The sequence below is a fragment of the Amycolatopsis sp. NBC_01286 genome, from assembly GCF_035982555.1.
Taxonomy (GTDB): Bacteria; Actinomycetota; Actinomycetes; order Mycobacteriales; family Pseudonocardiaceae; genus Amycolatopsis.
In genome coordinates this window covers 4,550,023-4,574,741 of record NZ_CP108428.1, presented here as the reverse complement: position 1 = coordinate 4,574,741, position 24,719 = coordinate 4,550,023, and the positions used below count along the sequence as shown (strand labels likewise).

The 24,719-nt window shown below is 70.3% G+C and carries 21 protein-coding genes and 2 tRNA genes; 12 read left to right on the top strand and 11 right to left on the bottom strand.

The features are described from left to right. Nucleotides 1-49: 49 nt before the first annotated feature. Entirely contained in the window at nt 50-3,640 is a 3,591-nt protein-coding gene (gene cobN, locus OG570_RS22025; RefSeq protein WP_326958914.1) for a cobaltochelatase subunit CobN, read from the top strand. Nucleotides 3,641-3,949: 309 nt separating this feature from the next. Continuing rightward, the gene (locus OG570_RS22020; RefSeq protein ID WP_326958912.1) at nt 3,950-5,161 is read left to right on the top strand and encodes a chitinase; all 1,212 of its coding nucleotides are present in this window, start codon (nt 3,950-3,952) and stop codon (nt 5,159-5,161) included. Nucleotides 5,162-5,212: 51 nt separating this feature from the next. On the opposite strand, the gene OG570_RS22015 is transcribed toward OG570_RS22020, so the two are convergent. Next, nucleotides 5,213-6,304 carry a dihydrofolate reductase family protein gene (locus OG570_RS22015; RefSeq protein ID WP_326958910.1) on the bottom strand — a complete coding sequence of 364 codons (1,092 nt, stop codon included), beginning with the start codon at nt 6,302-6,304 and terminating at the stop codon, nt 5,213-5,215. Between the two features lie 83 nt (nt 6,305-6,387). On the opposite strand from OG570_RS22015, the gene OG570_RS22010 reads away from it, so the two are divergent. Continuing rightward, nucleotides 6,388-6,657: a hypothetical protein gene (locus tag OG570_RS22010; RefSeq protein ID WP_247055940.1), complete on the top strand. Its 270-nt coding sequence runs from the start codon at nt 6,388-6,390 to the stop codon at nt 6,655-6,657. 540 nt (nt 6,658-7,197) lie between these two features. Here OG570_RS22010 and OG570_RS22005 read toward each other — a convergent pair. From OG570_RS22005 to OG570_RS21995, 3 genes are all read right to left on the bottom strand, one after another. Next, nucleotides 7,198-8,430: an aldehyde dehydrogenase family protein gene (locus tag OG570_RS22005; protein WP_326958908.1), complete on the bottom strand. Its 1,233-nt coding sequence runs from the start codon at nt 8,428-8,430 to the stop codon at nt 7,198-7,200. A 336-nt stretch (nt 8,431-8,766) separates the two neighbouring features. Beyond that, a complete protein-coding gene (locus tag OG570_RS22000; RefSeq protein ID WP_326943660.1) occupies nt 8,767-9,540 on the bottom strand; it encodes a M50 family metallopeptidase in 774 nt (257 codons plus the stop codon). Nucleotides 9,541-9,702: 162 nt separating this feature from the next. Continuing rightward, on the bottom strand, nt 9,703-10,620 hold the full coding sequence (locus tag OG570_RS21995; RefSeq protein ID WP_247055946.1) for a DNA-3-methyladenine glycosylase family protein: 918 nt from the start codon (nt 10,618-10,620) through the stop codon (nt 9,703-9,705). A 165-nt stretch (nt 10,621-10,785) separates the two neighbouring features. Between OG570_RS21995 and OG570_RS21990 the strand changes: the two genes are divergently transcribed. The 3 genes from OG570_RS21990 to OG570_RS21980 all read left to right on the top strand — a co-directional run bounded on the left by OG570_RS21990 (nt 10,786) and on the right by OG570_RS21980 (nt 14,014). Further along, complete coding sequence (locus tag OG570_RS21990) at nt 10,786-11,535, top strand: class I SAM-dependent methyltransferase (protein ID WP_326958905.1); 750 nt, start codon at nt 10,786-10,788, stop codon at nt 11,533-11,535. Between the two features lie 39 nt (nt 11,536-11,574). Then, nucleotides 11,575-12,897 carry a M20 family metallopeptidase gene (locus OG570_RS21985; RefSeq protein ID WP_326958903.1) on the top strand — a complete coding sequence of 441 codons (1,323 nt, stop codon included), beginning with the start codon at nt 11,575-11,577 and terminating at the stop codon, nt 12,895-12,897. Between the two features lie 109 nt (nt 12,898-13,006). Further along, nucleotides 13,007-14,014: a S1C family serine protease gene (locus OG570_RS21980; RefSeq protein ID WP_326958901.1), complete on the top strand. Its 1,008-nt coding sequence runs from the start codon at nt 13,007-13,009 to the stop codon at nt 14,012-14,014. A 117-nt stretch (nt 14,015-14,131) separates the two neighbouring features. Here OG570_RS21980 and OG570_RS21975 read toward each other — a convergent pair whose 3' ends face one another. Further along, nucleotides 14,132-14,509 carry a DUF3224 domain-containing protein gene (locus OG570_RS21975; protein WP_326958899.1) on the bottom strand — a complete coding sequence of 126 codons (378 nt, stop codon included), beginning with the start codon at nt 14,507-14,509 and terminating at the stop codon, nt 14,132-14,134. Nucleotides 14,510-14,582: 73 nt separating this feature from the next. After that, complete coding sequence (locus tag OG570_RS21970; protein ID WP_326958897.1) at nt 14,583-16,118, bottom strand: helicase HerA-like domain-containing protein; 1,536 nt, start codon at nt 16,116-16,118, stop codon at nt 14,583-14,585. Nucleotides 16,119-16,232: 114 nt separating this feature from the next. On the opposite strand from OG570_RS21970, the gene orn reads away from it, so the two are divergent. Beyond that, nucleotides 16,233-16,841, top strand: a complete 609-nt coding sequence (gene orn, locus OG570_RS21965; protein ID WP_247055958.1) for an oligoribonuclease — start codon at nt 16,233-16,235, stop codon at nt 16,839-16,841. Between the two features lie 74 nt (nt 16,842-16,915). Beyond that, nucleotides 16,916-16,988: transfer RNA gene (locus tag OG570_RS21960), tRNA-His, on the top strand. A 137-nt stretch (nt 16,989-17,125) separates the two neighbouring features. Here the strand turns inward: OG570_RS21960 and OG570_RS21955 are convergent. Further along, the gene (locus OG570_RS21955; RefSeq protein WP_326958895.1) at nt 17,126-18,403 is read right to left on the bottom strand and encodes a glycosyltransferase 87 family protein; all 1,278 of its coding nucleotides are present in this window, start codon (nt 18,401-18,403) and stop codon (nt 17,126-17,128) included. 145 nt (nt 18,404-18,548) lie between these two features. On the opposite strand from OG570_RS21955, the gene proP reads away from it, so the two are divergent. After that, nucleotides 18,549-19,994, top strand: a complete 1,446-nt coding sequence (gene proP / locus OG570_RS21950) for a glycine betaine/L-proline transporter ProP (protein WP_326958893.1) — start codon at nt 18,549-18,551, stop codon at nt 19,992-19,994. Here the strand turns inward: proP and OG570_RS21945 are convergent. Further along, nucleotides 19,991-20,689: an alpha/beta fold hydrolase gene (locus OG570_RS21945; protein WP_326958891.1), complete on the bottom strand. Its 699-nt coding sequence runs from the start codon at nt 20,687-20,689 to the stop codon at nt 19,991-19,993. The two genes, proP and OG570_RS21945, sit on opposite strands and share 4 nt — an antisense overlap. Before the next feature lie 118 nt (nt 20,690-20,807). Between OG570_RS21945 and OG570_RS21940 the strand changes: the two genes are divergently transcribed. Further along, nucleotides 20,808-21,146, top strand: coding sequence for a winged helix-turn-helix transcriptional regulator (locus tag OG570_RS21940; protein WP_247055967.1), 339 nt, complete (start codon nt 20,808-20,810; stop codon nt 21,144-21,146). Here the strand turns inward: OG570_RS21940 and OG570_RS21935 are convergent. Further along, entirely contained in the window at nt 21,143-22,336 is a 1,194-nt protein-coding gene (locus OG570_RS21935; RefSeq protein WP_326958889.1) for a L,D-transpeptidase, read from the bottom strand. The genes OG570_RS21940 and OG570_RS21935 overlap by 4 nt on opposite strands. A gap of 165 nt (nt 22,337-22,501) precedes the next feature. On the opposite strand from OG570_RS21935, the gene OG570_RS21930 reads away from it, so the two are divergent. Continuing rightward, nucleotides 22,502-22,574 (top strand) — tRNA-Lys (locus OG570_RS21930). A 148-nt stretch (nt 22,575-22,722) separates the two neighbouring features. Here the strand turns inward: OG570_RS21930 and OG570_RS21925 are convergent. Both OG570_RS21925 and OG570_RS21920 read right to left on the bottom strand, forming a co-directional pair. After that, nucleotides 22,723-22,968: a tyrosine-type recombinase/integrase gene (locus OG570_RS21925; protein ID WP_326958887.1), complete on the bottom strand. Its 246-nt coding sequence runs from the start codon at nt 22,966-22,968 to the stop codon at nt 22,723-22,725. A 235-nt stretch (nt 22,969-23,203) separates the two neighbouring features. Continuing rightward, nucleotides 23,204-24,124 carry an AraC family transcriptional regulator gene (locus OG570_RS21920; RefSeq protein ID WP_326958885.1) on the bottom strand — a complete coding sequence of 307 codons (921 nt, stop codon included), beginning with the start codon at nt 24,122-24,124 and terminating at the stop codon, nt 23,204-23,206. A gap of 127 nt (nt 24,125-24,251) precedes the next feature. Here OG570_RS21920 and OG570_RS21915 point away from each other — a divergent pair, with 127 nt between their 5' ends. Beyond that, nucleotides 24,252-24,599 (top strand): putative quinol monooxygenase, encoded by a 348-nt coding sequence (locus OG570_RS21915; RefSeq protein ID WP_326958883.1) that lies wholly within the window; start codon nt 24,252-24,254, stop codon nt 24,597-24,599. Nucleotides 24,600-24,719: the final 120 nt, after the last annotated feature.

Sequence of the window (24,719 nt, the reverse complement as noted above, 5' to 3'; positions counted from 1 at the left end):
CGGCCGGCGCGCCCGTCTACCCGGGGCGCGGACCCCGAGGAGGAACCTCGTGATCCTGCTTCTGTCCACTTCGGACACCGACCTGCTCAGCGCGCGTTCGTGCGACGGCGAGTTCCGGCTGGCGAACCCCTCGCGGCTCGACGTCGCCGAGCTGCCGGGCCTGCTCGACGGCGTGCGCATCGTGGTCGTCCGCATCCTCGGCACCCCGCGGAGCTGGCAGGAGGGCCTCGACACGCTGCTCTCCTCGGGCGCGCACGTCGTCGTCCTGGGCGGGGAGCAGACGCCGGACGCCGAGCTGATGAAGCTCTCGAACGTCCCGGCGGGCATCGCCGCCGAGGCCCACGCCTACCTCGCGCAAGGCGGCCCGGCGAACCTCACGCAGCTGCACCGGTTCCTCTCCGACACGCTCCTGCTCACCGGCGACGGCTTCGAGCCGCCCGCCGTGCAGCCCGGCTGGGGCATCCTCGATCGGCCTCCTTCGCACACGGACGGCCCGGTCATCGGGATCCTCTACTACCGCGCGCACCACCTGTCCGGGAACACGGCGTTCGTGCACACCCTCGCCGACCGGATCGAGGCCGCGGGCGGGCGCGCGCTGCCGGTCTACACGGCGTCGCTGCGGACGCGCGAGCCGGCGATGATGGCCGAGCTGGGCAAGGTCGACGCGCTGCTGGTCACGGTGCTCGCGGCGGGCGGCACGAAGCCGTCCGAGGTGGGCGCCGGGGGCGACGACGAGGCGTGGGACGTCGCCGAGATGGCCGCGCTGGACGTCCCGATCCTGCAGGCGCTGTGCCTGACCAGCGACCGCGAGACGTGGGCGGCGAGCGACGAAGGCCTCTCCCCGCTGGACGCGGGCAACCAGATGGCCGTCCCGGAGTTCGACGGCCGGCTGATCACCGTGCCGTTCTCGTTCAAGGAGCTCGACGAAGACGGGCTGCCGCGGTACATCCCGGACGCCGAGCGCGCGTCCCGCGTCGCGAAGATCGCCCTGGCGCACGCGCGTCTCCGGCACACGCCCGCTCCGGAGCGGCGCGTCGCGCTGATGCTGTCCGCGTACCCGACGAAGCACTCCCGCGTCGGCAACGCGGTCGGGCTGGACACGCCCGCGTCGGTCATCGAGCTGCTGCGGCGGATGCGGGATCTGGGCTACGACCTGGGTAAGGACGCGTTTCCGGGCGTCGAGCCGACCGGCACCGACCAGCCCGACGGTGACGCCCTGATCCACGCGCTGATCGCCGCCGGCGGCCAGGACCCGGAGTGGCTCACCGAGGAGCAGCTGGCCGGCAACCCGATCCGGGTGCCCGCCGCGCGCTACCAGGAGTGGTTCGACGCGCTGCCCGCGGAGCTGCGCGAAGGCGTCGAAGGGCACTGGGGTCCGGCGCCCGGCGAGCTGTACGTCGACAACGGCGACATCGTGCTGGCGTCGCTGCAGAGCGGCAACGTCATCATCATGATCCAGCCGCCGCGCGGGTTCGGCGAGAACCCCGTCGCGATCTACCACCACCCGGACCTGCCGCCGAGCCACCACTACCTGGCCGCCTATCGCTGGCTGGAGGAGGAGTTCGGCGCGCACGCCGTCGTCCACCTGGGCAAGCACGGGTCCCTCGAATGGCTGCCGGGCAAGACGGCCGGGCTTTCGGCGTCGTGCGCGCCGGACGCCGTGCTCGGGAACCTGCCGCTGATCTACCCGTTCCTGATCAACGACCCGGGCGAGGGCGCGCAGGCGAAACGGCGGGCGCACGCGACGATCGTCGACCACCTGATCCCGCCGATGGCACGCGCCGAGTCGTACGGCGACATGGCGCGGCTGGAGCAGCTGCTCGACGAGCACGCGAACATCGCGGCGATGGACCCGGCCAAGCTGCCCGCGGTGCGCGCGCAGATCTGGACGCTCATCCAGGCCGCGAAGCTGGACCACGACCTCGGCGTCGAGCAGCGCCCGCACGACGCGGAGTTCGACGACTTCCTGCTGCACATCGACGGCTGGCTGTGCGAGGTCAAGGACGCCCAGATCCGCGACGGCCTGCACATCCTCGGCGCGGCGCCCACCGGCGAGGCGCGCGTCAACCTGGTGCTCGCGATGCTGCGCGCCCAGCAGATCTGGGGCGGCAAGCAAGGCGCGATCCCCGGGCTGCGGTCGGCGTTGGGACTCAAGGAGAACTCCGACGCGCCGACGTCCGAAGTGGACAAGATCGAGAAGACGGCGCGCTCGCTGATCGAGGCGATGGAGTGGCGCTCCTGGGACGTCACGGCGGTGCGCGGCATCATCGACGACAAGCTGGGCGGCCCGGACGAGCAGGTCCGGCTGATCCTGGAGTTCGCGGCGAACGAGATCGTGCCGCGGCTGGCCGCGACCGCGGGTGAGCTGGACGCGATCCTGCACGCGCTGGACGGCGGCTACATCCCGGCCGGGCCGAGCGGATCGCCGTTGCGCGGGCTGGTCAACGTGCTGCCGACCGGCCGGAACTTCTACACGGTCGACCCGAAGGCCATCCCGAGCCGGCTGGCCTGGGAAACCGGCCAGGCGCTCGCGGACTCGCTGCTGCGCCGCTACCGCGAGGACACCGGCGACTGGCCGCGTTCGGTCGGGCTGTCGGTGTGGGGCACGTCGGCGATGCGCACGTCCGGCGACGACGCCGCGGAGGTCCTGGCGCTGCTGGGCGTCCAGCCGGTGTGGGACGAGGCGTCACGGCGCGTCACCGGCATCGAGGCGATTCCCCTGACCGAGCTGGGCCGCCCGCGCATCGACGTCACGATCCGCATCAGCGGCTTCTTCCGCGACGCGTTCCCGCACGTCATCACGATGATGGACGACGCGGTACGGCTGGTAGCCGGCCTGGACGAACCCCCTGCGGAGAACTTCGTGCGAGCACACGTCGACGCCGACGTGGCTACACACGGTGACACGCGGCGCGCGACGACCCGGATCTTCGGCTCGAAGCCGGGCGCGTACGGCGCCGGCCTGCTGCCGCTGATGGAGTCCGGCAACTGGCGCGACGACAAGGACCTGGCCGAGGTGTACGCGGTCTGGGGCGGCTTCGCGTACGGCCGCGACCTGGACGGCCGCCCGGCGCGCGAGGACATGGAAAGCTCGTACAAGCGGATCGTGGTGGCGGCCAAGAACACCGACACTCGCGAGCACGACATCGCCGACTCGGACGACTACTTCCAGTACCACGGCGGCATGATCGCCACGGTCCGCGCACTGACGGGCACGGCCCCGGCGTCCTACGTGGGCGACAGCACCACCCCGGACGCGGTCCGCACCCGCACCCTGGGCGAGGAGACGGCGCGCGTGTTCCGCGCCCGCGTGGTGAACCCCCGCTGGCTGGCGGCCATGAGGCGTCACGGCTACAAGGGCGCATTCGAGCTGGCGGCCACGGTGGACTACCTCTTCGGCTTCGACGCAACAGCGGGCGTGGTCGGCGACTGGATGTACGAGAAGCTGACCGAGACGTACGTCCTGGACGAGACGAACCAGGAGTTCCTGCGCAAGGCGAACCCGTGGGCGCTACGCGGAATCGTGGAGCGCTTGAACGAGGCCGCGGACCGCGGCCTGTGGGAGGAGCCGGACCCCGAGCTGCTGGCCCAAATGCGCGAGGTCTACCTGTCCTTGGAGGGCGACCTGGAGTCGGAGTGACGCAGTTGTCCTCACTCGATCAGGGTGTGGACAACCCTCGTCTTCCCGCCCGGATCACGGCTTCCCGTCGTGCCCCACCGATAGACTGGACCAGGGCACGCCCCCCGGTGGAGGGTGGGGGCCTGCCTTCGGGTGATCTGGGCTGAATGACTTTGACGGAGGCGGTTGCGTCGGTGGCGCAACCGCCTTTCGTCGTCTTCGGAATGCGACATTTCTCGGGTTTCGCCCGTAACTCCGCCTTCGTCTTGACTTTGAAATGGTCTAGTCCAATGATCTGACCACCCTCGAACCCCACCGGGAGGACAGATCATGCGCAGAAGCAGACTGGCCGCCGTCGGGCTCGCCGCCGCCACCTTCATCGGTACAGCAGTGAGTCTCGTGATCGGCGCGCCCTCCGCGACAGCGGCGCTGGGCAACAACTGGTACGCCGCGGCGCCGTATCTGATGCCCGTGAGCAACAATCCTCCCGACCCGGTCACCGTGATGAACGCGACCGGGCTCAAGGCGTTCCAGCTGGCGTTCATCCTGGCGCCCAACGGCGGCGGCTGCAGCCCGACCTGGGACGGCACGGCCGCGGTCTCCTCGGACACGAACGTCGCCGGCGTGATCTCGCGGATCCGCGGCGCGGGCGGTGACGTCTCGGTGTCCGTCGGCGGTTACGGCGGCACGAAGCTCGGCCAGACCTGCGGGACCGTGGCCGCCACCGCCGCCGCGTACCAGCAGGTCATCTCGAAGTACTCGCTCAAGGCGATCGACTTCGACCTCGAAGAGCCGGAGTACGAGAACACCGCGGCCATCGCGAACGAGCTCGGCGCGGCGAAGACGTTGCAGGCCAACAACCCCGGCCTGTTCGTGTCGGTGACCATGCCGGGCACCGCGGCCGGCACCGGCTGGTTCGGCACGCAGCTGCTCGACCAGGCGAAGTCGATCGGCTTCTCCCCCAACAACTTCTCGATCATGCCGTTCGACGGCGGCTTCAACGGCGGCTCGTCGCAGGTGTCCGCGCTCGAGGCCCTGCACGGCCTGCTGATGTCGCACATGGGCTGGGACAGCGCGACGGCGTACTCGCACGAAGGCTTCTCCGGCATGAACGGCAAGTCGGACGCGTCGGAGATGTTCTACACCGCGGACTTCCAGACCGTGTACGACTACGCGACCAGCCACGGCCTGGGCCGCTTCACGTTCTGGTCGGTCAACCGCGACCGCGCCTGCGTCGGCACGACCGACAACGGCGTCTGCAGCAACGTGCCGCAGAACGACTGGGACTTCACGAAGTTCAGCGTCCGCTTCGCCGGCGCGACCCCGCCCCAGACGACGCCGACCCCGCCGACGACCACGACCCCGACCACCCCGGGCGGCGGCTCCTGCACCGCGGCGGCGTGGGACAAGGCGAAGGTCTACGTCAAGGACGACGCCGTCTCGCACAACAGCCACAAGTTCACCGCGAAGTGGTGGACGCAGGGCGAAGAGCCGGGCACGACCGGCGAATGGGGCGTCTGGACCGACAACGGCGCCTGCTGAGCTTGTTCCACCGAAGGCCGTCCCGGGTTCTCCCGGGGCGGCCTTCGCTCGTCAAAAGGTCAGGTGGGTGTTCTCGCGCTGGACCTCCGGGGTCAGCGCGGGCACCTCGACGACATGCCGCCCGGCCTGCCGCAGCAGCTCGGTGCCCTGGGCGTCGACGAAGACCGGCGGCTCGCGCCAGGCGAACACGACGCGCGGGATCCCGGCGTCGAGGATCAGCTGGGTGCAGCTGCGCGGGTGCGAGCTGCGGTTGCTGCAGGGTTCGAGCGAGCTGTACACGGTCGCGCCGGCCAGCCGTGGGTCGCCTTCGCACTTGGCGAGGGCCGCTTCTTCGGCGTGGTTGAGCGGATCGCCCTCCCCGGAGTGCCCGGTCGCGATGACCTCGCCGTCGGCATCGGTGACGACGGCCCCGACCCGGAAGGTGTGGCTCGGCGGGCACTCGGCGGCGAGCGCGATGGCCTCCCGGAGCCGCTGGACGTCGCGGCCAGTCGGCTCGTCGGCCGCGCGGTACTCGAGGATCGCCATGCCGGTCAGGTCGCGGGCGCTGGTGAGGCGCAACGGCCGCGGGTAGAGCCCGGGCCCGACGAATCGGGGAGCGTCCGGCTGCCCGAGGAAGAACGGCGCGATCGCCAGCCGCAGCTCGTCGGCGAGCCCTTCGGCGAGGAACCGCGTGTGGATCCCGCCACCGCCCTCGACCAGCAGGTTCTTGATGCCGCGCGCGCCGAGGTCGTCGAGGACGCGGCCGAAGTCGGGCGGATCGCCGGCGTCGACGACGGTGGCGACGTGCTTGAGCTGGTCCGCGGCACCGGGCGGGGCGTAGACGATCTTCTCGGTGTCCCCGACGGTGAAGAACTGCGCGCCGGGATCGAGGCCGCGGGTGGTCAGGGTGACCTTGACCGGCTGTTCGGGCTTCCCCTGCTCCAGGCGTCGCCGCCGCAGGTCGGGCGACCGGACGAGCAGCCGCGGGTTGTCGGCCCGCACGGTCCCGGCCCCGACGAGGATGGCGTCGGCCTCGGCCCGCAGCCGGTCGACGACGGCGAAGTCGTCCTCAGTGGACAGCACGAGCCGTTCGGGCGAGGTGTCGTCGAGGAAGCCGTCGAGGGACTGCGCGGCGGAAAGCAGGACGTGCGGCCGGTCGATCACCCGATCCAGTATGCCGGGCCGTAACACCGCGGGCGATCGGGACGTCTACGACGTGTCACCACCCGAACTCGGAGCAGGGGAACATGACCACGCGAGGCTGGCAGAAGGAGCGGACGCTCACCACGCTCGACACGGTCGGCCGCGAGATAGCGGTGACGACCGGCCTCACCCGCGACCCGGAGGGCCGCCTGGTGGCGGTCATCGCGGTCGGCGACGGCCCCACGGCGATCTTCCGCCACCTGCACGACCTGGAAGACCGCCCGGAGCTGGTCGCCAACGCGGCCGACACAGCGGACGACCTGCACACGCTGACCGGCATAGCCCCGGTGCGGCAGCTGCGCCGCCGCCGCTAGCGCGGCAGGTTTCGCACCACGGGGTCGAACCGCCGGGGAAGGTCGCATCGCGGGGGTCGATGCGCGAGGTCCCGGCGCCGCAGGTGTCGGCGCGCAGTTGTCCGGCCTCGCGAAATCATCCCCGCGGGCGTCGGAGCCGCAAGATTCCGGCTCCGGGAGCCGCCTCGGCACGGCAGTCCGACGCGCTGCTCGACGGCCCGCGCAATCTTGGCTGTGGTCAGGGGCACGGCGGTCCACCTGCGGTCCCGGACCTGCCGACTCCGGAGATCCTGGCCGCGGTCAACGGCACGACGGTCAGCCCGCGGTCCCACACTTGCCGACTCCGGAGATCCTGGCTGCCGTCACGGGCACGGCGGCCAGCCCGCGGTTTTCAGACCTGCCGATTCCAGAAATCCTAGGCGTGGCCAGGGGCACGGCGGTCAGCCTGCGGTTTCAGACCTGCCGGTTCCGCCCCGCGTGCTGTCGCTCTGTGGATCCCAGTAGGCTCCTGCTCGGCCGCCGTCCATAGCGGCCGAGCAGGTCCTTCGTTGCGGGTCGTCGTCAGGCGGGCAGGACGGCGTACTGGCGGACGTAGAGGTCCGTGTACGTCACCGGGCCGCGGGGGCCGGGGACCTTGTCCAGGTTGATGCCCGTTTCCGGGACCGCGAGGAGCTTGAAGCCGTCCAGGAGGCGGGTCGGGGCGTTCCAGAACACGCCCGTGCCGGTGTAGCCGTCGAAGAACGCGTCGGCGGCGGCCTCGTCCTCGGTCGCGATGCCCGCGGCCAGGCCCGATGTCTGCTCGTTCGCGATCTCGACGGCGTCGGCGAGGGCGCCGACCGTGGCGACCGTGACCGTCGCCTCGCGGTCGGAGTCCAGGGCCCACTCGTAGCCGATCGCGTGCTCGTGCGGGGCCAGCGAAGGCGTCACTCCCCGCTCGGCCAGCGCGTCGGCGATGCCCGGCCAGACGTCGTCGTGGATGTTCTCGTGGATCAGCAGCAGGTTGAGCCGGTTGCAGACGCCCAGCCGGTCGAGGCTGGCGAAGACCAGGTCGCGTGCCTTGGTGACGTCCGCGCCGCGGTCGACGTACAGGACGCCGCCGCCGTCGGCGTGGGCGAGCGTGCGCACGCCGTGGACCGCGGCCTCGGTGGCGAGGGCGCGGGTGCTGTCCCCGCTGCCGCGCAGGATGACCAGCGGCACCAGGTCCGGCAGCCGCACCAGCGCGGACGCGGCTTCGCGCTCCACGCGCGGCACCAGCTGGACGCAGTCGGCGTCGATGCCGGCCTCCGTCAGCGCCGGCGCGATGACCACCTCACGCAGCCGCTGCGCCGAGCCGAGTGCGGCCGAACCCGTGCGCAGCACGCCGGCGTTGCGCGACTTGACCAGCTGTGACGCCACGTCGACCGTGACGTTCGGGCGCGCCTCGTAGTTCGCGCCGATCACGCCCACCGGACGGCGCCGTTCGACCAGCCGCAGCCCGCCGTCCAGCGTGGACACCTCGACCGAGCGCTCCTGGTGCGGCGCGCCGGCGAGCAGCCGCAGCTGCTCGGCCATGCCGGTCAGCCGCTCCGGGGTGATGGTGAGCCGGTCGAGCAGACCGGCGCTCATCCCCTCGGCCTTCGAGCGCTCGACGTCGGCCTGGTTCGCCTCGAGGATCTCGTCGCGGTGCGTGAGCAGCCGCTCGGCCATCCCGGCGAGGGCGGCGTCGACGGCCTCCGCACTGGCGGCGGCAAGCGACGGCGCGGCCAGCTTCGCAGCCCGTGCGCATTCCTCCACGGCCTTGGCGACCTCGTCCATCGTTCGGCTCCCTCCGGCTGACCAGCGAGAGTCCAGTTTGCCGCATGGGCCAGGCCCGGCGGCCAGGGGGCGCCACGGGTCGAGCGCACCACAGCCCCGAGCGCGCCGCGGTGGGGAGCGCCACGGCTCAGGTGCGCAGCGTTCGAGCGCGCCACGGTTCGTGTGCTCCGCAGTGGGGGGACGCCAGGCTCAGGTGCGCAGTGTGCAGACGTGCCACGGTTCGAGTGCGCCACGACCCAGCGGACCGGAGCACGGCAGCACCGGCCACAGCCGTACCGCTGGGCCGCTGCGCCGGGCACGCCGCGCCGTGCCGTGCCGGGCCCGCCAGGCCGGTGGCTACTTGGCCACGGGCTCCAGCAGCCAGAGGCCGCCGGCGATGAGGCAGCTGACCGTGGCCACCGCGAACACCAGGACCCAGAGGATCGGCGGGACCGCCGTGAGGCGGCCGAGCTGGTCGGCGTCGGAGTCGCGGGCCTGGCCCCGGCGGCGCTTGGTCTGCAGCTCGATCACCGGCCGGACGCCGCCGAAGAGCAGGAACCACGTCAGCAGGTAGCCGAACGGGGCCTGGACCTCGACCGGCGCGACGAAGGCGACCAGCGCCAGCACCACCGCGCTGGCCACGACCGTGAACACCCCGTAGGCGTTGCGCACCATCACCAGCACGCCGAGCAGCAACAGCGCGATCAGCACGAGGACCGTGCCGACCAGGTCGTTGCCCAGCAGGCTGGCGAACAGCAGCCCCAGCACCGACGGCGCCAGGTACCCGGCCATCGCGGTGAACGCCATCCCCGGCCCCTCGGGTTTGCCGCGCGAGACGGTGACGCCCGAGGTGTCCGAGTGCAGCTTGATGCCCTGCAGGCGCCGGCCGACCAGGACGGCGGCCAGCCCGTGGCCGGCCTCGTGCACGATGGTGACGACGTTGCGCGCCCGCCGCCACATCGTGCCGCCGACGAGCACCACCAGCAGCGCCACACCCCCGGCGACCAACGTGATCACGGCAGGCGTCTGGGCCTGCTCCAGCAGGGTCGCGGCCGGGTCGGCGGCGGCCTGGAGGGCCGCCGGGACGTCACGGGCCGTGCTGTCGAGCGCGAGTTGAACGGGCGAGCTCACCCGGACACCTCACCACAGGCGACATCTGGCTACGGTGAGTCCCCACCGGAGCGAGGTCCGCGGCTTCCGGTATGGGTTCGGCTCGTTGGTGCACCTCCTTCCTCGGCTCGGGCGGGGATGGTGATCAGGGTGCCGCGGACAACACGACAGCCGCGGCTCAGCTCAGCGCGACTCCCGCATCCGGGCCTCGCCCTCCACCCGGAACAGGAACGACGTCCAGCTCCGGAACGGTGCCCAGGCCTCGGCGATCTCGGCCAGCTCCGCCACTCCCGCGTCCGGGAGGTGGTACGCCTCGCGCATGATCTCGTGCAGGCGGCTCTCCCCTCGCGGGAAGACGTCCGGGTGCCCGGCGCCGCGGATCAGGATCAGCTCCGCGCTGAACCGGCCCACGCCCGGCAACAGCTGCAGTTGTTTGAGCGCATCGTCGGCCGGCATCGCCCGCAACGTCGCCGCGTCGAGCAGGCCCTCGGCCGCGGCCCCGGCGATCGCTCGCAGGCGGTGCAGCTTCTGCACCGGTGCGCCCGGCAAGTACTCCAGCTTCGCCAGCTCGCCGGGCGCCGGGAACGACCAGAGCTTCGCTCCATCCACCTCGACCTGGACGCCGTGGCGCTCGGTGAGGCCGCGGCGCAGGCGCACCGCTTGCGACATCCAGATCCGATGGCTCAGCACCGCCCAGCACGCCGCCTCGTACGGCGAGGCGAACAGGACCGGCCGCAGCCCCGGGTGCAGGCCTTGCAGCATCGAGACGACCGGATCGCGCTCGCCGGCTTCCGGGAAACCCGTAGCGTCGACGTCCAGCGAACACATCCGCGTGACCTGCGCCAGGACGGCTTCCGTGTGCTCCTCGGGGGCGTGGACCTCCACTTCGACCACGCCCGGCGATCTCTGTCTCAGTACCGCTCCCACCGGCGTCCACGCGCCGTCGACCGGGAACGCCACGCGGAGCGCTCCGGGCTCCGTGTCCGCTTCCGGCCGCCCGGCGGGTGCGAACCCGGTCAGGAACTTCGCCGCCGCGGCCAGGTCGAACGGGCCGCGGACCGGGATCTCCCCGCTCGGTGCGGAAATCTTGGAAACCGCCATGTCTCCTCCTCGGAGTCGGTGATCGGTGGATCGCCACCTCGCCGACGACGTTAGGAAGGGGCACCGACAATTTCCGGGCCTCGAAGGCCCGCGCCCGGAGTTGTTCACTCGGTCGAGTGACCTCGGCTTGGGCATACTGCCGGTATCCGAACGACGGGAGCGCCTGTGCCGACCACCGCCACCGACCGGCTCGAGAAGCTGCTGGAAACCCCGGCCGAAACCCGCGCGGGCTTCCTCGACCTGCTGGGCACGGCGGACCAGGCCGGCCCGTCCACCGGCATCACGCAGCGCCTGATGCGCACCACCCTGCTCCCGCGGGTCTACGAGCGGTACTGGCGCCCCGCGCTCGGCCGCGCGCTCAAGGGCCCGGCCGGGCCCAGCATGGCGGGCGAGGTCCGGCTCGCCACGAAACTCCTCGATCTGAGGCCGGGCCGGACCGCGCTGGACGTCGCCTGCGGCACCGGCCGGTTCACCCGTGCCTTCGGTCAGGCCGTCGGCCCGGCCGGGCTCGCGATCGGCCTCGACGGCGCGCGCACGATGCTCACCAAGGCCGTGGCCGAAGGTGGCCCGGACAGCGTCGCCTACCTGCGCGCGGACGCGGTGCGCGTCCCCCTGCGAGAGTCCACTGTGGACGCCGTCTGCTGCTTCGCCGCGCTCCACATGTTCGCCGAGCCGGAGACCGCGTTGGACTCCTTCACGCGCGTGCTCAAGCCCGGCGGCCGGATCGTGCTGCTCACCAGCGCGCGCCGCGGCCGGCAACCCGCGCGGCTGCTGGAGTCCGTCGGCGGGATCGTCAGCGGGCAGAAGATGTTCGACCGCGGCGAAATCGCGGCGAGCCTGCGCGCCCGCGGCTTCACCGAGATCACCGAGCGGTACGCCGGGGTCACGCAGATCGTGGCGGCCCGGCTGGGCTGAGCGCCGCGAACTGTCGGGGGTGGCGGTTAGCATCGCCCCATGACCCACGCCGAACCCGTCCCGCCCGACGACAGCTACCTCCGTTCCCTGGTCGAAGCCACGGCCGACGCGGTGGCGGCGGCCGAGCCGCTGTCCTCGCCGCACACCGGCGCGGACGAGGCGACCCGGGCCGAGGTGACGTCAGCGGTCGAGCGCAGTTCACCCGATCTGGTGGCGTTGAGCCAAGATCTGCACGCCCACCCCGAGGAGGGGTTCGGGGAACACCGCTCGGTCGGCGCGCTGGCGGAACTCCTGGCGCGCCACGGCCACGAAGCGACCGTCGGCGTGGGCGGCCTCGACACCGCGCTGCGCGTGAGCACACCCGAGCGGGACGGCCCGCACATCGCCGTCCTCGCCGAGTACGACGCACTGCCCGGTCTCGGCCACGCGTGCGGCCACAACGTCATCTGCACCACCGCCGCGGGCGGCTTCCTCGGCGCCGCAGCGGTGGCCGAGAGGCTCGGTGGGCGCGTCAGCCTCATCGGCACGCCGGCCGAGGAAGGCGGTGGTGGCAAGGAGATCCTGGCGCGCGCGGGTGTCTTCGACGACGTCGACGCGGTGATCATGCTGCACCCGTTCAGCCACGACGTCGCGCTGCACCCGTTCCTGGGCCGCCGTCAGCTGGAGATGGTCTTCCACGGCGTCGGCGCGCACGCCTCGGCCCAGCCGTTCATGGGCCGCAACGCGCTCGACGCCGCGGTCGCGGCCTACCAGGGCGTCTCGGCGCTGCGGCAGCAGCTTCCGCAGAGCGATCGCGTGCACGGCGTGTTCAGCGACGGCGGGGCGCGGCCGAACGTCATCCCGGCCCGCGCCGCGCTGCTGTTCTACCTGCGCTCCCAGAACCCTGAGACCCTGCGGGACCTGGCCACCCGCATGACGTCGATCGCGGAGGGCGCGGCGGCGATGACCGGCTGCGGAGTCGAGCTGATCTGGGACGCCCAGGCCGCCTACCTGCCGATCCGGTTCAACACCACGCTCGCCGGGCGCTGGTCGGTCAACCAGGCCGGCACCGGCCGCAAGCCGCTGCCACCCGGCATCGTCCCGGAGTCGCTCACCGGGTCCACCGACCTCGGCAACCTCTCCTACCGGATGCCGGCGCTGCACCCGATGCTCGGGATCTCGGGGCCGACGGTCGCGTTGCACACCAAGGAGTTCGCGGCCGCGGCCGGTTCGGAGACGGGTGACGCGGGCGTCCGCGACGGCGCGCTCGGGCTGGCCCTGACCGCCGCGGACTACCTCGGCGACGCCGAGCTGCGGAAAGCCGTCCACGACGAGTTCGAAGCGGCGGGAGGTGCATTGGACGTTCCGGCGTTCTTCGACTGAGGCGCGCGGAAAGCCTGAGAACCGCCTGAGTTTTCTCAGCTGATTCTTCTCAGCAAAGCCTGAGGGATTTCCACAGGTTGCTCACAAGCACACGCGCGAATCTTGGTTCATGACCGAGAACGAGAGTCGGCCCGGCCCCGCCTCACCCGGTGGGCACCAGCCGCACCAGCACACCCAGCAGTACGGGCCGTACGCGCAGTACGCCTACCCTCAGCAGGCCGCGCCGAATCCGCTCTTCACCCCGCAGCCGCCGGCACCGCAGGCCCTCAAGAAGCCGCGCCGGGGCGGCCGGGTCGCGATGCTGGTCGGCGCGACCGCACTCGGCGCCGCGCTGGTCGGGGGCGTCGGCGGCGCCGCGATCGTCGGGCTGACCGCGACCTCGGCGGACGGCACGACGTCGGTGAGCGCACCGGCGGCGACGGGGCAGACGGTCGCCAACAGCACGTCCGGTGACGTCAGCGGCGTCGCGGCGAAGGTGACACCGAGCGTCGTGCAGATCAACGTCACCACCGACCAGGGCGAGGCGATCGGCTCCGGCGTCATCCTCAGCGCCGACGGCCGGATCCTGACCAACGCGCACGTCGTCGACGGCGCCCAGAGCGTCGTCATCACGACGTCCGACGGCACGAAGTACCAGGCCAGTGTGGTCGGCGCGGACACCAAGGCGGACATCGCGGTGGTCCAGGCGAAGAACGCCAGTGGCCTGGCGGCGGCCAGCCTCGGGGACTCGAGCAAGCTCGCCGTCGGCCAGGAGGTCATCGCGATCGGCTCGCCGGGCGGGCTGCAGAACACCGTCACGACCGGCATCGTCAGCGCGCTGAACCGGAACCTGTCCGACATCGGCCAGGGCGAGCAACAGCAGCAGTCGCCGTTCAACCGCACCTCGAACCAGACCAGCGACTCGCCCAGCTACACCGCGATCCAGACGGACGCCTCGATCAACCAGGGCAACTCCGGCGGCGCGCTGGTCGACGCGAACGGCAACGTGATCGGGATCAACTCGGCGCTCTACAGCCCGACGGCATCGGCGAACGGCTCCGCGGGCAGCGTCGGGATCGGCTTCGCCATCCCGATCAACGACGCCAAGAAGATCGTCGACCAGATCGTGAACAACTGAAAGACGTGGACGGGTCGTGTTCGGGGCGGCCCGTCCCTCCCGCTTCGGGGAGCGGGGAACACGGCGAAGGCCGTTTCGAGAGTCAATCGGGGGCTCTCGAAACGGCCTTCGCGCTGTCTACAGCTCGTAGGTGAGCGTGAAGGTGTGGTTCTTCTCCTCGTCGATCTCGATGCTCGCCGTGCCGGAGATCCCGGCCAGCTCACCCGAGCCGGAGCCGGTGAGGATCTTCAGCGTCAGGCCGGTGTCGTCGGCCGTGTGGTGCAGGACGAACGCGCCCTTGCGGCCGTCGACCGAGACGGCGAGACGCTCGAAGGCGACGTACGCGCGCGAAGTCGCGTTGGACGCCGTCAGCATCTCGACCGTGCTGGTCCCCTCGACCACGCCGGTGAACGTCTTGGCGATCGCCACCCGGGCGAACTCCGTGCCCGCGGCCTCGTCGGTCGCCTGCGGCTCCCACTTGTCGAGGACGAACGACGCGGTGGCGGTGCTGGTCATGGCTGGTTTCCCCTGTTCGTCGGTGGTGGGCGCCAGCTTGGCAGCGATACCTGACAGGTCGCGTCAGGTTTTCTCAGCGCTTCCGGTTGCCGAACAGCCCGCGCGTGATCTCCCGGCCCAGCGCACTGGCCGCGGACCGCATGAACGACTTCACGGCCGGGTTCTTCATCGCCGACTCGATCATCCCGGGCTCTTCCTTCTCCTTCTTGGGAGCGGGCGCAGGCGCGGACTCAGGCGCAGGAGCGTCGGGCGCAGGCGCGGCCACCTTCGCGGCCAGCTTCTCGTAGGCCGACTCCCGGTCGATCGTCTCGGCGTACTTCGCGTGCAGATCCGACGAAGCGACCGAAGCGGCGACGGCCTCCGCGCCGATCGAGCCCATCTTCGACCGCGGCGCCCGCAGCCGCGTCCACGCCACCGGCGTCGGCGCGCCCCGCTCCGACAGCACCGTGACGATCGCCTCGCCGATGCCCAGCGACGTCAACGCCGTGTCGAGCTCGTAGAACTTCGTCTTCGGGTAGGTCTTGACCGTCTTGGCCAGCGCCGCCTGGTCGTCCGGGGTGAACGCCCGCAGCGCGTGCTGGATCCGCGCGCCCAGCTGGGAGAGGACGTTGTTCGGGATGTCCGTGGGCAGCTGCGTGCAGAAGAACACGCCGACGCCCTTCGACCGGATCAGCTTCACGGTCTGCTCGATGCGCTCCAGGAACGCCTTCGACGCGTCGTTGAACAGCAGGTGCGCCTCGTCGAAGAAGAACACCAGCTTCGGCTGGTCGAGATCGCCCTCCTCCGGCAGCTCCTCGAACAGCTCGGCCAGCAGCCACATCAGGAACGTCGAGAACAACGCCGGCTTCGCCTGCAGGTTGTCCAGTTCCAGCAGCGTGACGACGCCCTTGCCGTCGCGGGCGCGCATCAGGTCGTGGACGTCCAGCTCCGGCTCGCCGAAGAAGTCCTCCCCGCCTTGGGCCTCCAGATTGGACAAAGAACGCAGGATCACCCCGGCCGTCGCGGCCGAGACGCCGCCGATGCCCTTGAGGTCCGCCTTGCCCTCGTCGCTGGTCAGGTGCGTGATGACCGACCGGAGGTCCTTCGTGTCCAGCAACGCCAGCCCGCGCTGATCGGCCCAGTGGAAGATCAGGCCGAGCGTCGACTCCTGCGTCTCGTTCAGCCCCAGCACCTTCGACAGCAGCACCGGCCCGAAACTCGTGATCGTCGCCCGGATCGGCGCACCCTTCCCGCCCGTCCCCAGCGACAGGAACTGCACCGGGAACGCCGTCCCCGCCCAGTCGTCACCCAGCTCCTGCGAGCGCTTCGACACCTTGTCGTTCGCCTCGCCGGCCGCCGCGAGACCCGACAGGTCACCCTTCACGTCGGCGAGCACCACCGGCACCCCGGCCGCCGACAGCTGCTCCGCCACCAGCTGCAACGTCTTCGTCTTGCCCGTCCCGGTCGCCCCCGCGACCAGCCCGTGCCGGTTCAGCGTCGCCAACGGCAGGCGCACGGCGGCACCCGCGTCCACCTGCCCGTCGATCACCACCGCACCCAGCTCCAGCGCGGCACCCTCACTCGCATAACCGGCGGCGATCTCGCCCGCCGGCGTCCCCTGCTCCGTCACTCGCGACTCCCCGATCTGTGTCCTGCACCACACCGGTGGCGGCCCCGCGAGCGTAAACGCGCCGTACGTGCAGGTAACGCACCTCTTGTCCCCGTGTCGGGTTAGGGTCACCAGGTGACCGACCGCCTAGTCTGGATCGACTGCGAGATGACGGGGCTCGACCTCGGCAAGGACGCGTTGATCGAAATCGCCGCCCTCGTGACCGACGCGGAGCTCAACGTGCTCGGCGAGGGAGTGGACATCGTCATCCACGCCGACGAGGAAAAACTCGCCGGTATGCCCGAGATCGTCCGCGAGATGCACGCCCACTCCGGCCTCACCGAAGAAGTGCGCCGCTCCACGGTGACCCTCGAAGAAGCCGAGCGCCGCGTCCTCGAGTACATCCGCGAGTACATCCCCGAACCCGGCACCGCACCGCTGGCCGGCAACTCCATCGCCACCGACCGCGGCTACATCACCCGCGACATGCCGGCCCTCGACGCGCACCTCCACTACCGCCTCGTCGACGTCTCCTCCATCAAGGAACTCGTCCGCCGCTGGTACCCGCGCATCTACTACGCCAAGCCGGAAAAGGGCCTCGCCCACCGCGCCCTCGCCGACATCAAGGAATCCATCGGCGAACTCGACTACTACCGGCGCGTCGCCTTCGTCGCCCAACCCGGCCCCAGCAGCGACGAAGCCAAAGCCGCCGCCGCTGAAGTGCGCGAACAGCACCAGGGGTAACCCCCCGGAAAACCACGCGCGGGCACCCGCTACGATTACGACATCGAGGTGATCGCACGCGGTTGCCTCAGATGGTGGGCGTAGCTCAGCTGGTAGAGCACCTGGTTGTGGTCCAGGAGGTCGCGGGTTCGAAACCCGTCGCTCACCCCGTTGCCCCGGCTTGGTCGGTGCCCTTGCGGGCCCCTCCCCTAGCCGGGGTTTTGCCTTTTCTTGTGGGGGTCGAACCCCCACACCCCCGCCGGGGGGTGCCCCCGGACCCCCATCCCGTGTGGTTGGCCTGGGGGTCAGATTGTGGGTATGAAGTCTTCCTTTGACGGGTTCAGCCAGGCTGGGCGTGCTGCCGCCAAGGCCAGTAGGGCCAGGGCCATGAGCACGTAGAGGGTGTGGGCTAGTGCTTGGGCTGCTGGCGGGTAGTTCTCCGGGAGGATTACCAGGCCTACCAGTGGGACGTTTGAGCGTCCTGCTCCTACCTTCCAGGCGAATGTCAGCAGGTATGTCACTGTCAAGATTGCTGCTGGCCACCAAGTGCGGGAGCGTAGGGCGCCGCCTGCGGCCATTGCGAAGAACGGGATGAACCAGACCCAGTAGTGCGTCCAGGTCCAGGGGGTTACCAGGACCATTGTTGCGCCTATGACGCTCACTGCCAGCAGTTCGCGGCCTTCGCGGTGGGCTCGGACTGCTATCCAGAGGGCCGCCAGGGCGACTACTCCTGCTACTGGGATCCAGATGGGGCCTGGGACGTCCGCTATGCCCAGTAGGCGTGCGAGTGCTCCGCGGATCGACTGGTTTTCCGGGGACATTGCGTCGCTGTCGCCCGTGATCCTTGACGGGTCGGCCAGGTTGGCTGCCCAGAATGCTTTTGAGTCGCCTGGTAGGGCTACGAAGCCTGCTAGGGCCGTTACGGCGAATGCGCCTACTGCTACTGCCGCTGCTCGGAAGCGGCGGGTGGCCAGTAGGTAGATGACGAAGATGCCTGGGATCAGTTTGATGCCCGCCGCGACTCCTACGCCGACGCCTGTCCACCAGCGGTTGCGGCCCGTGAGGTCCGCCAGGACCAGTACCAGCAGGACCAGGTTCACCTGGCCTGCCGTGAAGTTCATCAGCACTGGCTGCAGGGGCAGCGCCAACGCCGTCAGTGCCGCCGTCGCCGCGACGCGGCCGTGGTCGCGGGCGTAACCCTGCTGCCCCAGCGAGATCCAGACGACCGCCAGCAGCGAGAACAGGTTCACCAGCAGGGCCAGCATCGGCAGGAGCAGCTTCGGCACCAGCGTCAGGGCGACGAAGACCCCGGCCGCGAACGGCGTGTACTTGAACGTGCCGCCGATCGTCGGCAGGTGGGACACGCCCGGCTCGTACAGCGGCGCACCCGCCCGCACCGCCTGGCCGGTGGCCACGTAGGACTTGAAGTCCTCCAGGTAGATGCCGGTCGACGTCCAGATCCCGGCCCACACCGTGTAGCCCGCGAACACCACCAGCAGCAACAGGCCGGAGAGCACGGACCACCAGAGCGGCGCCGGCAACCTGCGCTCGACCGGTGCTTCCGGAACGACGACCGTCGACATCGGGTAACCCCCTCGGGGCACCACGAGCAGCAGCACACCCCTCGAAACCTGGCAAAACGCCCTGCGGCGAGAGGCGCGCGGCCAGTGTAGCGATCCGTGTTCACCCGGATGGCCTTCGCCTGCCGGTGGTAACCCTCACGACCGGATGGCTCAACGTGCGGGACTCTCGACCGGGGTGCACGGTGATCTCGTGGAACGTTCACGGGTGACGCTGCGCAAGAAGAAACTGCGGTACGAGGACATCACCGTGGTCGACCAGTCGCTGCTCAAGCGGGCCGTCGCGGCGGCCGCGCTGGGCAACGCGATGGAGTGGTTCGACTTCGGTGTCTACGCCTACATCGCCGACACCATCTCCGAGGTGTTCTTCCCGGCGAGCGTGGCGCCCGGGGTTCGGCTGATCGGGACGTTCGGGGCCTTCACCGCCGCGTTCCTGATGCGGCCGCTCGGCGGGCTCGTGTTCGGGCCGCTCGGCGACCGGATCGGGCGGCAGAAGGTCCTCGCCGTCACTATGATCATGATGGCGATCGGCACCCTCTGCATCGGGCTGATCCCGTCGTACAGCTCCATCGGCGTCTGGTCGCCGATCCTGCTGGTGCTCGCCCGGATGGTGCAGGGCTTCTCCACCGGCGGCGAATACGGCGGCGCGACGACGTTCATCGCCGAGTACTCCCCCGACAAACGCCGCGGCTTCATGGGCTCCTGGCTCGAGTTCGGCACGCTCTCGGGCTACGTGCTCGGCGCGACCGTAGTCACCGGCATGAAGACCTGGGTCCCGCACGAGACGCTGCTCGACTGGGGCTGGCGGATCCCGTTCCTGGTCGCCGGCCCGCTCGGCATCATCGGCCTCTACATGCGGCTCAAGCTCGAAGAGACCCCGGCGTTCCAGAAGCACGCCGCGGAGTCCGAGAAGCGCGGCCGCTCCGGCGAGCCGTTCTGGAAGATGTTCACCGACTACTGGCCCTCGCTGCTGATCTGCATCGGCCTGGTGCTCGTGTTCAACGTCACCGACTACATGCTGCTGTCGTACATGCCGACGTACCTGTCCGAGCAGCTGCACCTCGACGCGACGCACGGCCTGCTGCTGATCATCGTCGTGATGGTCGTGATGATGCTGATCATCCTGGTCGGCGGCCGGATCACCGACAAGATCGGCCGCAAACCCGTGATGATGGCCGGCTGCCTCGGCTTCCTCGTGCTCTCCTGGCCGCTGATGCTGCTGGTGCACGACGGCGGTCTCGTCGTCACCTTCCTCGGCCTGATGGGGCTCGGCCTGCTGCTGCTCTGCTTCGAGGTCTCGATGCCCGCGACGCTGCCCGCGCTGTTCCCGACCGCGATCCGCTACGGCGCGCTGTCCATCGCGTTCAACATCTCCGTGTCGCTCTTCGGCGGCACGACGCCGCTGGTCATGCAGGCGCTGATCTCGTCCACCGGCCACGACTTCTGGCCGGCCTGGTACATGATGGCGGCCGGCGCGATCGGCGCCGTCGCGGTGTACTTCAGCCGCGAGACGGCGAACAAGCCGCTGTGGGGCTCGGGCCCCGCGGTCGACACCGAGGCCGAGGCGCGGAAGCTCGTCCGGGAATCGGGCTAGCTCGTTTCGAGCAGCAGGCCGGCCAGCTCGGCGGGCATGGTGATCATGCAGTCGTGGCCGGTCGGCAGCTCCCGCACCCGCTCGCCCGCTGGGACGGGACGCCGGGTGATGCCTTCCGGCCGGCCGGCGACGCAGTGGATGTGCGTGCGCGGGATCGCCCGCACGGCCGGGTCGTCCAGCCGCACCGGCTCCGTCAGGCACCGCACCGGCTGGTCCGAGAGCATCGAACGCAGCCACGCGACGTCGTCGGGATCGGTGACGCCGAACAAGCCGAGCGGCGGCGGCAGTTCCGGCAGCGGCGGCACGCGCCAGCCATCGACGGCCGCGTCGACGAGCTGCTTGCTGATCGGCATCACGTCGATCGCGGTTTCGCCGTCTTCGGGCACCATCGCGTCGAGGTAGACGAGGTGCACGATCCGCTCCGGGACGCGGTTGGCCACCCCCGAGACGACCATCCCGGCGTAGCTGTGGCCGACGAGCACGACGTCGTCGAGCTGCTCACCTTCGATCAGGCCGGCGATGTCGTCGACGTGGGTGCCGAGCCCGACGTCCGGGGCCAGCAGGTGCGCCTTGTCGCCGTAGCCGGTCAAGGACGGCGCGAACGCCCGGTGCCCGGCGGCCTCCAGCAGCGGGACCACGCGGTCCCAGCTGCGTCCGCTGTGCCAAGCGCCGTGTACCAGCAGAAATGTCGTCATGATCGAGTGGTTCCTCCTCGTGCCTCGGTACCATTTGGTAACCGAGACCATCGTGATCCACTCGACGCGCACCGGGCAATACGGCACATTTTGGTGCCCCGGTTCTCAGGAGGTAACCATGGAGGACCCGTGCAAGGCCCGCCAAGTCCTCGGCATCGTCGGGGACAAGTGGGCACTACTGGTCGTGCGCATGCTCAAGGACGGGCCGCGGCGGTTCACCGAGCTCAAGCGGTCCGTCGAGGGCATCAGCCAGCGGATGCTCACGGTGACCCTGCGCGACCTCGAGCGCGACGGCATCCTGACCCGCACGGTCGTCGCCGTCATGCCCCCGCACGTCAGCTACGAGCTGACGCCGATGGGCCGCACCCTGCGGGAGGCCACCGCGCCGCTGCTGGCGTGGAGCATCGAGCACCTGCCGCACATCGACGCGGCCCGCGAGGAGTACGACAACCGCTAGTTCGCGGCGGTCCGCCACTCGTCCCAGGACAGCTGCCAGACGCTCCAGCCGTCGGTCGGCTCGAGCTTCGGGCCGCCGCTGTTCTGCACGGTGACGACGTCGCCCTTCTTGGACGTGTCCATCAGCCACTTCGTGTTCTCGGTGGACAGGTTCAGGCAGCCGTGGCTGACGTTGCTGTGCCCCTGCTGCCGGACCGACCACGGCGCGGAGTGGTAGAAGATGCCGCTGTAGGACAGGCGGACGGCGTACTGGACGAAGGTGCGGTAGCCGCCGGGGGTGTCCTCGGGAACGCCGTAGGTGCCGGAGTCCATCGTGTAGCCGGTGTGCTCGCTCATCACGGTGTAGGTCCCGGCCGGCGTGGTGTGGCCCGGTTTGCCCATAGAGGTCGGCATGGTCTTGACCTCCTTGTCGTTGACGGTGACCGTCATCTGGTGGGTACCGCCGTCGGCGACCGCGACGAGCTTGTCGCCGACGGCGCCGGTGATCGTCTTGTCCTCGCGGCCGTAGCTGCCGTTGCCGAGCGGCTTGCCGTAGACGGCGGCGTCGACCTTGATCTTGGTCCCGCTCTTCCAGTAGTCCTTCGGCCGCCAGGTCACCTGTTTGTCGCCGGACCAGCGGAACGCGCCCTCGGTGGCCGGCTCGGCGGTGATCTTGAGCGCCTTCTCGGCCGCGGCCTTGTCGGCGACGTTGCCCGTGAAGGTGAAGATCAGCGGCAGCCCGACGCCGACGGTCTCGCCCTCGACGAGGTTCACCGAGACACCGAGCTGGCGAGCGGGCTTGACGGTGGTGAAGCTCGACTCCGCGGTGACCGGCTTCCCATCGGTCCCGGTGGCCGTCGCGGTCAGCTTGTAGGTCTTGCCGTACCCGAGCGGCTCGGCGGAGTCCCACCCGGCGCCGTCCGCCCGCTGCTTCCCGCCGACGGCCTTCCCGTCGGCCCCGGTCAGCTTCACGTCCCCGACCTTCCCGTCGGCAACGGCGACGGTCACGGGCTCACCGGGCGCGACGTCCTTGGCGTCCCTGGCCGGAGTGAGCGTGAGCGCAGCGGGCTTAAGCACCGGTTTCGACGCGGACGCGGACGTCGTCACCTGCGGCGGCTCACCCGAAGGACTGCCACTGCACCCGGCCACCGTGAGGCCGATCACCCCCGCAGCCACCAGCAACCGCGCCCACCTGCCGCTCGAACGCCTCATGCCACCCGCCTGTTTAGTCGTCCATGTCCGGCTCCAGTGTGCCCGACCAGCCCGGACACCGGGGCGGGAACGCCCGAACCCGCACAAGGGGACCCCCCTGAAACAGGCTCGGCGGCTGGTGCTAATCTTTTCCACGTCGCCGAGGGAAACCTCCGGCAGACACCGGCGCCATTAGCTCAATTGGCAGAGCAGCTGGCTCTTAACCAGCGGGTTCGGGGTTCGAGTCCCTGATGGCGCACCCTCACTCCCCAGGTCGAAGATCTCTTCGGCCTGGGGATTTGTGATTTCCGGAAACTTTTCGTCCGCCTCCGGACTGTCCACTGTGGTCGGTCGGGAGCCCGAGGGGAGCCCGAGAGCGCAAGCCGGGGTGCAACGCCCTCCGCGGATCACCCCAGCCAGCTTCCGCGCAGCATCGTCAGCCACTGCTGGATCACCTTGATGTCCACCCCGGCCTCCAATGCCAGGGTCGCAGCACCGTGCCGAAGACCGTGCAACGTGATCGGCGGCAAACCCGCGAGCGAGATCAACCGAGCGAACTCGTCGGCCACATCGGCCGGGTGCAGTGGGCTGCCGTCCGGCCGCGTGAACACCAAGTCCATATATCGCAGCCGGAGCGCGACGCCTGCGGGCACCGGTGGCACCTTCGCCGGTCAGGTGCGCGCGAGCGACTGGCGGCACGTCCCGCCGATCCCGTCGCACTGACGTCCGCTGAAACCGCCCCGCTGCTGTGCGCGGGTACAAGGGTGTCCCGGTGGTCGGCGTCGGCGGCCTGGGGCACATCGCCCTCCAGGTGCTCGCCGCCTGGGGCTGCCACGTCACCGCCATTCGAGGCCGGCCGGGCTTCGACGTCGACGGCACCGACGGTACTCAGGTGATGCGGGAGTCGCGCCGGAACTGTGCCGGTGGTGTGTCCAGTTCCCGGCGGAACGCGCGGCTGAAGGCCGCGACCGACGTGTATCCGCTTTCGGCGGCTATGTGCTCGACGGTGTCGTCGCTGTCGCGGAGACGGCGTGCCGCGAGGTGCATCCGCCAGCGCGTGAGGTAGGTGGCGGGACCGTCGCCGGTCGCGGCTTCGAACCGCCGGTTGAGCGTCGTGCGCGACACAGCTGCCTCCTTCGCGAGCGTGGCGGCGGTCCAGGCGTGGGACGGGTCTCGGTGAATCGCTGCCACCGCGGAGACGACGGCGGGGTCGCGGAGGGCGCGCCACAGGCTTGATTCGCATTCCGTGTCGCCGTTCGCCCAGGATCGCAGCGCGCAGGCCAGGAGGACGTCGACGAGCCGGTCGATGATGATCCGTGAACCCGCGCCGGGCTCGGTCAGCTCGAGGTCGAGCAAGTGCATGGTCGTCACCGTGCGCGCGTCGGTGGCTTCGGCGCGAATGTGGATCACATCGGGGAGCTGCTGAAGCCACGGCAGCGGCGCGATCATGTCGCGGGAATAGGACGCGGCGACCAGCTGGACGGTGGCGTCGCCGGTACCGAGCCTCATGAAGTCACCGCTGTGCTGCGCCTCGGCGACGGCCCGGCCATCGCAGATCGCGGCCTCGGCGGACGGGGAGGAGGCGATGACGTGCGCGATACCGGAGGTGAGCAGCAGGACGTCGCCCGCGGCGAACGGACGTAGGCCGTCTTCCCGGGTGAGGAGAACTCCTTCTCCGGAGACGACACCGTAGAGCGCGGCGTCCGTCCACTCGGGTCGCGTCATGCCCCAGTCGCCGCCCGCGACGATACGCAGTCCCGAGCTTGCCGTGATGCCGGACGCGGCGAGCACTTCGGACAGGACGTCCATGCCCTCACCCTAGAGCGAATGGGCCAAACGGACAAGTCAGCGCTCCATTGTGTCATTGTTCGGCCCAGATCTGCTGGTTAGGCTCTTGGTAGCAGGTTTCACGGCCCACTGGCGAAAGGCACAACGAATGAGCGACACCGACGTGACCGAAGGTCCGCTGCCGGTCGAGATCGCGACCGCGACCGGCCCGGTCGCCATGGTCGGTCAAGCCCGGCTCCTCCCGGGGAAGGAAGCCGAGTTCGAAGGGCTGATCCGCTCGATCCTGCCGAAGATCCGGCAGGAGGACGGGAACGTCCACTACACGGTCAACCGCTCGCACGAGGACGCCTCGGCCTATCTCATCTACGAGGAATGGGAGAACGGAGCTTCGCTCGTGAAGCACGTTCAGCAGCCGTTCATGGCCGAGTACTTCGGGCAGGTACCCGGCCTCATGGCTCCCGGCGCCGACGCGCCCGGGTGGAGTTCGCCCCTCTGAACGCGCCCTTGCCGGCTCGGGCCGTGGTCCGCCCGGGTCGGCGTGACCGCGAGCCGAGTCCATCTCGGACACCAGGCCATCCACGGCATCCGGGCAGCCGACGCCCGCCGAGCGGGATAC

Excerpts from the sequence above, each read along its gene's own strand:
- OG570_RS22020 (WP_326958912.1), top strand. The coding sequence starts at position 3,950 with ATGCGCAGAAGCAGACTGGCCGCCGTCGGGCTCGCCGCCGCCACCTTC.
- OG570_RS22010 (WP_247055940.1), top strand. The coding sequence starts at position 6,388 with ATGACCACGCGAGGCTGGCAGAAGGAGCGGACGCTCACCACGCTCGAC.
- OG570_RS22005 (WP_326958908.1), bottom strand. The coding sequence starts at position 8,430 with ATGGACGAGGTCGCCAAGGCCGTGGAGGAATGCGCACGGGCTGCGAAG.
- OG570_RS21995 (WP_247055946.1), bottom strand. The coding sequence starts at position 10,620 with ATGGCGGTTTCCAAGATTTCCGCACCGAGCGGGGAGATCCCGGTCCGC.
- OG570_RS21985 (WP_326958903.1), top strand. The coding sequence starts at position 11,575 with ATGACCCACGCCGAACCCGTCCCGCCCGACGACAGCTACCTCCGTTCC.
- OG570_RS21980 (WP_326958901.1), top strand. The coding sequence starts at position 13,007 with ATGACCGAGAACGAGAGTCGGCCCGGCCCCGCCTCACCCGGTGGGCAC.
- OG570_RS21975 (WP_326958899.1), bottom strand. The coding sequence starts at position 14,509 with ATGACCAGCACCGCCACCGCGTCGTTCGTCCTCGACAAGTGGGAGCCG.
- OG570_RS21955 (WP_326958895.1), bottom strand. The coding sequence starts at position 18,403 with ATGTCGACGGTCGTCGTTCCGGAAGCACCGGTCGAGCGCAGGTTGCCG.
- proP (WP_326958893.1), top strand. The coding sequence starts at position 18,549 with ATGGCTCAACGTGCGGGACTCTCGACCGGGGTGCACGGTGATCTCGTG.
- OG570_RS21945 (WP_326958891.1), bottom strand. The coding sequence starts at position 20,689 with ATGACGACATTTCTGCTGGTACACGGCGCTTGGCACAGCGGACGCAGC.
- OG570_RS21940 (WP_247055967.1), top strand. The coding sequence starts at position 20,808 with ATGGAGGACCCGTGCAAGGCCCGCCAAGTCCTCGGCATCGTCGGGGAC.
- OG570_RS21935 (WP_326958889.1), bottom strand. The coding sequence starts at position 22,336 with ATGAGGCGTTCGAGCGGCAGGTGGGCGCGGTTGCTGGTGGCTGCGGGG.
- OG570_RS21920 (WP_326958885.1), bottom strand. The coding sequence starts at position 24,124 with ATGGACGTCCTGTCCGAAGTGCTCGCCGCGTCCGGCATCACGGCAAGC.
- OG570_RS21915 (WP_326958883.1), top strand. The coding sequence starts at position 24,252 with ATGAGCGACACCGACGTGACCGAAGGTCCGCTGCCGGTCGAGATCGCG.